This window comes from Streptomyces sp. UH6, from assembly GCF_013421635.1.
GTDB classification, from domain to species: Bacteria; Actinomycetota; Actinomycetes; order Streptomycetales; family Streptomycetaceae; genus Streptomyces; species Streptomyces abyssomicinicus.
Genome location: NZ_JACADT010000460.1, coordinates 1 through 4,374, shown reverse-complemented (window position 1 = coordinate 4,374; position 4,374 = coordinate 1). Strand labels below are relative to the sequence as shown.

Below are 4,374 nucleotides of genomic sequence, written 5' to 3'. Positions count from 1 at the left end.
GCGTACATGATCAGGGCCATGCCCAGGAGGCAGACGAGCGCGCCCGCGACGTCCCACCGGTCGGGCCGGTAGCCGTCGGCGAGGGCGCCCCAGGCGATGGAGCCCGCGACGAACACCCCGCCGTACGCGGCGAGCACCCGCCCGAACTCCCCGTCCGGCTGGAACGTGGCGACGAAGCCGTAGGCCCCCAGGGCCAGCACCCCGGCCCCGATCCACACCCACCCGCGGCTCTCCCGGAACCCCTGCCAGACGAGCCACGCGCCGCCGATCTCCAGCACCGCGGCCAGCACGAACAGCCCCGCGGACCTCGCAATCCCCATCGGGCCACCATGCCATGCCCCGCCGGCCCGGAGCGGACCGGAATACCTGCCGCACCCGCCTCGTTGTCGGATATAGTTCAATGGTCAACAACATTGGAGTGAGCGACCATGACCATGCAGTTCGGGATCTTCTCGGTCGGCGACGTGACGACCGACCCCACCACCGGCCGCACGCCGAGCGAGCGGGAACGCATCAAGGCCATGGTCGCCATCGCGCTCAAGGCCGAGGAGGTCGGGCTCGACGTCTTCGCCACCGGCGAGCACCACAACCCGCCCTTCGTGCCCTCCTCGCCCACCACGATGCTCGGCTACATCGCGGCGCGGACGAAGACCCTCACCCTCTCCACCTCGACCACGCTGATCACCACCAACGACCCGGTGAAGATCGCCGAGGACTACGCGATGCTCCAGCACCTCGCGGACGGCCGGGTGGACCTGATGATGGGCCGCGGCAACACCGGCCCGGTCTACCCGTGGTTCGGCCAGGACATCCGTGAGGGCATCAACCTCGCCATCGAGAACTACGCCCTGCTCCGCCGCCTCTGGCGGGAGGACGTGGTGAACTGGGAGGGCAAGTTCCGCACGCCGCTGCAGGGCTTCACCTCCACGCCCCGCCCCATGGACGACGTCCCGCCGTTCGTCTGGCACGGCTCGATCCGGTCCCCCGAGATCGCCGAGCAGGCCGCCTACTACGGCGACGGCTTCTTCCACAACAACATCTTCTGGCCCTCCGACCACACCCGCCGGATGGTCGAGTTCTACCGGACCCGGTTCGCCCACTACGGGCACGGCCGCCCCGAGCAGGCCATCGTCGGGCTCGGCGGCCAGGTGTTCATGCGGAAGAACAGCCAGGACGCGGTCCGCGAGTTCCGCCCCTACTTCGACAACGCGCCGGTCTACGGCCACGGCCCCTCCCTGGAGGAGTTCACCCGCGAGACCCCGCTGACCGTCGGCTCCCCGCAGGAGGTCATCGAGCGGACCCTGTCGTTCCGCGAGGTGGCCGGCGACTACCAGCGCCAGCTGTTCCTGATGGACCACGCGGGCCTGCCGCTGAAGACCGTGCTGGAGCAGCTCGACATCCTCGGCGAGGAGGTCGTCCCGGTGCTCCGCGAGGAGTTCGCCAAGGGCCGCCCGGCCGACGTGCCGGACGCGCCCACCCACGCCTCGCTCGTCGCCGCCGACGAGGCGGCCAAGGCCGAGGCCCAGGCCGGGACCGGGACCGGGGCCGGGGCCGGGACCGCCGGTGCCTCCACGACGGACGAGAAGGAGAAGGAGACCGCACGATGAGGAAGCTGGTCGTCGTCTCGGCGGGGCTGAGCGTCCCGTCGTCCACCCGGCTGCTGGCCGACCGCCTGGCCCAGGCCACCGCCGGCCGCACGGACGCCGGGATCCAGGTGATCGAGGTGCGCGACCTCGCCGTGGAGATCGCGCACAACTTCACCAACGGCTACGCGGGCCGCGAGCTCGCCGCCGCCCAGCAGGCGGTCGCCGAGGCCGACGGGCTGATCGTCGTCACCCCGGTCTTCTCCGCCTCCTACAGCGGACTGTTCAAGGCGTTCTTCGACGTCCTGGACCGGGGCGCCCTGGACGGCAAGCCGGTGCTGATCGCCGCGACCGGTGGTTCGGCCCGCCACTCCCTGGTGCTGGACCACGCGCTGCGGCCGCTCTTCAGCCACCTGAAGGCCGTGGTCGTGCCGACCGGCGTGTACGCGGCCTCGGAGGACTGGGGCGCCGAGGGACTGCCGGAGCGCATCGAGCGCGCGGCGGGCCAGCTCGCGGCCCTGATGGCCGGGCCCGCCCGGCTGCCCGCCGCCCGCACCGCGCAGGAGGACGACCCCGCCGTCGTCCGGGTCGGCGAGCTGGAGACCGTCCCCTTCGAGCAGGCCCTCCAGGCGCTGCGCCGCCCGTCCTGACCCACCGGGCCCCGTCCCGCCGCACGGCCTGTGGGGCACCTGCACGGAAATGACACACTGTGCGCGTGCCCCACACCGTGCTGCTCGCCGAGGACGACCGCGCCATCCGCAACGCGCTGGCCCGCGCCCTCACCCTGGAGGGCTACCAGGTCACCGCCGTCTCCGACGGCGCCGCCGCGCTCGAGCAGGCCACCGCCACCGCGCCCGACGTCCTGGTGCTGGACGTGATGATGCCCGGCGTCGATGGCCTCCAGGTCTGCCGCGAACTGCGCGCCCGCGGCGACCGCACACCGATCCTGATGCTGACCGCGCTGGTCGAGACCGCCGACCGGATCGCCGGCCTGGACGCCGGGGCGGACGACTACGTGCCCAAGCCGTTCGAGGTGGACGAGGTCTTCGCCCGCCTGCGCGCCCTGCTGCGCCGGGCCGGCAAGGAACCCCTGCCCGCGCCCGCCGCGCAGGACCCGAACACCACCGGCCCCAGGGCCCTGACCGCGGCCGGGCTGCGGATGGACCCCTCCGCCCGCCGCGTCTGGCGCGGCGAGCGCGAGATGGAGCTCACCCGCACCGAGTTCGACCTGCTGGAACTGCTGCTGCGCCACGCGGGCGTGGTCCTCGACCACGCCACCATCTACGACCGCATCTGGGGCTACGACTTCGGCCCCGGCTCCAAGAACCTCGCCGTCTACGTCGGCTACCTGCGCCGCAAGCTCGACGAACCGGGCGCCCCGCAGCTGATCCACACCGTGCGGGGCGTCGGGTACGTGCTGCGGGAGGGCTGAGCGGATGCCCGCACGCCACGGCCGGCTGGCCTCGCTGCGCACCGGCTTCGCCGTCTCCTTCGCGGCGGTCGCCGCCGCGGTCACCGTGGTGGTCGGCCTGCTCTCCTACAGCGCCGCCGCGCGGATGGTGCGGATCGACCAGCAGACGATATTCGCCGAGGTGGTCGGCGACCTGCGGGCCGAGGTCCGGGAGCGGCGGATGACCCCGGAGGACTTCTCCTCGCACGTCCCCGGCCACGACATCGTCCGCCCCAGCCGCACGGTCGTGCAGGTCCTGGGACCGGACGGTTCGGTGGACGACCCCGGCCGCCCCGCCCTCCCGGTCACCGCCGAGGACCGCCGCACCGCCCTCCAGCAGGCCGCCGGACGCACCGTCGAGCACGCCGACATCGAAGCCGGCCACGACATGTACCGCATCGCCACCGTCTCCCTCGGCGGCGGACGCGGGGCGGTCCAGGTCGCCCACGAGTTCAGCGACACCGAGGACCTGCTGCGCGAACTCCAGCGGCGCACCGCCTGGCAGATCGTCGCCGTCGTCTTCGCCGCCGGCCTCTTCGGCTGGTGGCTCGCCCACCGCATCACCCGCCGCCTGGTCGCCCTGACCGACGCCGCCGAGGCGGTGGCCCGCACCCGCCGGCTGTCCATCCAGGTCCCGGTCACCGGCGGCGACGAGGTGGGCCGCCTCGGCCGCTCCTTCGACCGCATGCTCGACCGGCTCGCCCAGTCCGAGGAGGACCAGCGCCGCCTGGTCCAGGACGCCGGCCACGAGCTGCGCACGCCGCTGACCTCGCTGCGCACCAACATCTCGACGCTCCGCCGGATCGACGAGCTCCCGCCGCGGGCCCGCGAGGAACTGGTGGACGACCTGGCCACCGAGTCACGCGAGCTGACCGACCTGGTCAACGAGCTGGTCGACCTCGCGGCGGGCCAGTCGGACGCCGAACCCGTCCGCCCGGTCGACCTCGCGGAACTCGCCGAGGACGTCGCCGTGCACGCCCGCCGCCGCACCGGCCGCGACATCCGGGTCGCCGTCACCGGCGACACCACGGTCGACGGCCGCGCCTCGGCCCTCCAGCGGGCCATCTCCAGCCTGGTGGAGAACGCCGCCAAGTTCGACCAGGACGGCACCGGCCCCATCGAGGTCCGGGTGATCCGCCCCGAGGGCTCCGGCCCCGTCCGCGTGGAGGTCCTCGACCGCGGCCCCGGCATCGCCCCCGCCCACCTGGGCCGCGTCTTCGACCGCTTCTACCGCACCCCGGCCGCCCGCAGCCTCCCCGGCTCCGGCCTCGGCCTCTCGATCGTCCGCGAGGTCGCCGCCTCCCACAACGGCGCCCCGTTCGCCTTCCGCCGCGACGGCGG

The 4,374-nt window shown here is 73.6% G+C and carries 5 protein-coding genes; 4 read left to right on the top strand and 1 reads right to left on the bottom strand.

Going from position 1 to position 4,374, the window contains the following annotated elements:
- On the bottom strand, positions 1-320 hold a 320-nt coding region (locus HW445_RS19905), incomplete at its 3' end, for a YnfA family protein (protein WP_180222347.1).
- A gap of 114 nt (positions 321-434) precedes the next feature.
- Between HW445_RS19905 and HW445_RS19900 the strand changes: the two genes are divergently transcribed.
- The 4 genes from HW445_RS19900 to HW445_RS19885 form a co-directional block, all read left to right on the top strand.
- Positions 435-1,607 (top strand): LLM class flavin-dependent oxidoreductase, encoded by a 1,173-nt coding sequence (locus HW445_RS19900; protein ID WP_180222348.1) that lies wholly within the window; start codon positions 435-437, stop codon positions 1,605-1,607.
- Positions 1,604-2,233, top strand: coding sequence for a CE1759 family FMN reductase (locus tag HW445_RS19895; protein WP_180222346.1), 630 nt, complete (start codon positions 1,604-1,606; stop codon positions 2,231-2,233). Before HW445_RS19900 ends, HW445_RS19895 begins: the two co-directional genes overlap by 4 nt.
- A 65-nt stretch (positions 2,234-2,298) precedes the next feature.
- Positions 2,299-3,015, top strand: coding sequence for a response regulator transcription factor (locus HW445_RS19890; protein ID WP_180222345.1), 717 nt, complete (start codon positions 2,299-2,301; stop codon positions 3,013-3,015).
- A gap of 4 nt (positions 3,016-3,019) precedes the next feature.
- Positions 3,020-4,374 (top strand): HAMP domain-containing sensor histidine kinase (locus HW445_RS19885; protein ID WP_180222344.1); only part of this gene is annotated, 1,355 nt, incomplete at its 3' end.

Bases quoted from the DNA above. Each gene is read 5' to 3' on its own strand.
- HW445_RS19900 (WP_180222348.1), top strand. From the start codon at position 435: ATGCAGTTCGGGATCTTCTCGGTCGGCGACGTGACGACCGACCCCACC.
- HW445_RS19895 (WP_180222346.1), top strand. From the start codon at position 1,604: ATGAGGAAGCTGGTCGTCGTCTCGGCGGGGCTGAGCGTCCCGTCGTCC.